At 50.2% G+C, this 3,209-nt stretch carries 2 rRNA genes; both read right to left on the reverse strand.

Annotated elements, in window-relative coordinates:
• Positions 1–5: 5 nt before the first annotated feature.
• Positions 6–121: ribosomal RNA gene (rrf, locus tag AB4329_RS04025) — 5S ribosomal RNA — on the reverse strand.
• Between the two features lie 138 nt (positions 122–259).
• Positions 260–3,153, reverse strand: a 23S ribosomal RNA gene (locus AB4329_RS04030).
• Positions 3,154–3,209: the final 56 nt, after the last annotated feature.

Raw genomic sequence — 3,209 nt, forward strand, 5'->3', positions numbered from 1 at the left:
TTAAAGCCTGGCGATGTCCTACTCTCACATGGGGAAGCCCCACACTACCATCGGCGCTATTGTGTTTCACTTCTGAGTTCGGCATGGAATCAGGTGGGTCCACAATGCTATGGTCGCCAAGCAAATTTTGCTTTTACTTTCAGCTTTTTTAAAAACTGAAGGCAAAATAATCTGGAAAACTGTATTTAAAAGTCTATCTCTTCAAACTCATTCAAGCGTTTGGTATTTCTTTGAGTCCACAAAACCCCTTGGGTGTTGTATGGTTAAGCCTCACGGGCAATTAGTACAGGTTAGCTCAATGCCTCGCAGCACTTACACACCCTGCCTATCAACGTCGTAGTCTACGACAACCCTTTAGGACACTTATAGTGCCAGGGAAAACTCATCTCAAGGCTCGCTTCCCGCTTAGATGCTTTCAGCGGTTATCGATTCCGAACTTAGCTACCGGGCAATGCCATTGGCATGACAACCCGAACACCAGAGGTTCGTCCACTCCGGTCCTCTCGTACTAGGAGCAGCCCCTTTCAATTTTCCAACGCCCACGGCAGATAGGGACCGAACTGTCTCACGACGTTCTAAACCCAGCTCGCGTACCACTTTAAATGGCGAACAGCCATACCCTTGGGACCGACTTCAGCCCCAGGATGTGATGAGCCGACATCGAGGTGCCAAACACCGCCGTCGATATGAACTCTTGGGCGGTATCAGCCTGTTATCCCCGGAGTACCTTTTATCCGTTGAGCGATGGCCCTTCCATTCAGAACCACCGGATCACTATGACCTGCTTTCGCACCTGCTCGAATTGTCATTCTCGCAGTCAAGCGGGCTTATGCCATTGCACTAACCACACGATGTCCAACCGTGTTTAGCCCACCTTCGTGCTCCTCCGTTACTCTTTGGGAGGAGACCGCCCCAGTCAAACTACCCACCAGGCACTGTCCGTAATCCCGATTCAGGGACCAACGTTAGAACATCAAAACTACAAGGGTGGTATTTCAAGGACGACTCCACCACATCTAGCGACGCGGTTTCAAAGTCTCCCACCTATCCTACACATGTAGGTTCAATGTTCAGTGCCAAGCTGTAGTAAAGGTTCACGGGGTCTTTCCGTCTAGCCGCGGGTACACTGCATCTTCACAGCGATTTCAATTTCACTGAGTCTCGGGTGGAGACAGCGTGGCCATCATTACGCCATTCGTGCAGGTCGGAACTTACCCGACAAGGAATTTCGCTACCTTAGGACCGTTATAGTTACGGCCGCCGTTTACCGGGGCTTCGATCAAGAGCTTCGACCGAAGTCTAACCCCATCAATTAACCTTCCGGCACCGGGCAGGCGTCACACCGTATACGTCATCTTACGATTTTGCACAGTGCTGTGTTTTTAATAAACAGTTGCAGCCACCTGGTATCTGCGACTCTCGTCTGCTCCATCCGCAAGGGACTTCACTGATAAGAGCGTACCTTCTCCCGAAGTTACGGTACCATTTTGCCTAGTTCCTTCACCCGAGTTCTCTCAAGCGCCTTGGTATTCTCTACCCGACCACCTGTGTCGGTTTGGGGTACGATTCCTTACAATCTGAAGCTTAGAGGCTTTTCCTGGAAGCATGGCATCAATGACTTCACTACCGTAGTAGCTCGACATCGTATCTCAGCGTTAGTAGCGGTCCGGATTTACCTAAACCACCCGCCTACGTACTTGAACCTGGACAACCGTCGCCAGGCCCACCTAGCCTTCTCCGTCCCCCCATCGCAATTGTAAGAAGTACGGGAATATTAACCCGTTTCCCATCGACTACGCCTTTCGGCCTCGCCTTAGGAGTCGACTTACCCTGCCCCGATTAACGTTGGACAGGAACCCTTGGTCTTCCGGCGAGGGAGTTTTTCACTCCCTTTATCGTTACTCATGTCAGCATTCGCACTTCTGATACCTCCAGCAGCCCTTACAGACCACCTTCAACGGCTTACAGAACGCTCCCCTACCCCACATACCCTAAGGTACGTAGCCGCAGCTTCGGTGTATAGCTTAGCCCCGTTACATCTTCCGCGCAGGCCGACTCGACCAGTGAGCTATTACGCTTTCTTTAAATGATGGCTGCTTCTAAGCCAACATCCTGGCTGTCTGAGCCTTCCCACATCGTTTCCCACTTAGCTATACTTTGGGACCTTAGCTGGCGGTCTGGGTTGTTTCCCTCTCCACGACGGACGTTAGCACCCGCCGTGTGTCTCCCGGATAGTACTTACTGGTATTCGGAGTTTGCAAAGGGTTGGTAAGTCGGGATGACCCCCTAGCCTTAACAGTGCTCTACCCCCAGTAGTATTCGTCCGAGGCGCTACCTAAATAGCTTTCGGGGAGAACCAGCTATCTCCAGGTTTGATTGGCCTTTCACCCCTAGCCACAAGTCATCCGCTAATTTTTCAACATTAGTCGGTTCGGTCCTCCAGTTGATGTTACTCAACCTTCAACCTGCCCATGGCTAGATCACCTGGTTTCGGGTCTAATCCTAGCAACTGTACGCCCAGTTAAGACTCGGTTTCCCTACGGCTCCCCTAAACGGTTAACCTTGCTACTAAAATTAAGTCGCTGACCCATTATACAAAAGGTACGCAGTCACACCACGAAGGTGCTCCTACTGCTTGTACGTACACGGTTTCAGGTTCTATTTCACTCCCCTCACAGGGGTTCTTTTCGCCTTTCCCTCACGGTACTGGTTCACTATCGGTCAGTCAGTAGTATTTAGCCTTGGAGGATGGTCCCCCCATATTCAGACAGGATATCACGTGTCCCGCCCTACTCGTTTTCACTGATTATGATGTGTCGGTTACGGGGCTATCACCCTTTACTGCGAGACTTTCCAGACTCTTCACCTGCATCATTAAAAGCTTAAGGGCTAATCCAATTTCGCTCGCCGCTACTTTCGGAATCTCGGTTGATTTCTCTTCCTCGGGGTACTTAGATGTTTCAGTTCCCCCGGTTTGCCTCCTGTTGCTATGTATTCACAACAGGATACTTACTTATGTAAGTGGGTTTCCCCATTCAGGAATCCCAGACTCAAAAGGTTATTACTACCTAATCTGGGCTTATCGCAAGTTATTACGCCTTTCATCGCCTCTGACTGCCAAGGCATCCACCGTGTACGCTTAGTCACTTAACCATACAACCCGAAAGGGTTTCTATTTGCTTTCACTTTAAAAAGTGAAGACAAATAAG

Origin of the sequence: Vibrio sp. 10N.261.54.A5, from assembly GCF_041471145.1 — a bacterium.
Lineage (GTDB): Bacteria > Pseudomonadota > Gammaproteobacteria > Enterobacterales > Vibrionaceae > Vibrio > Vibrio crassostreae_C.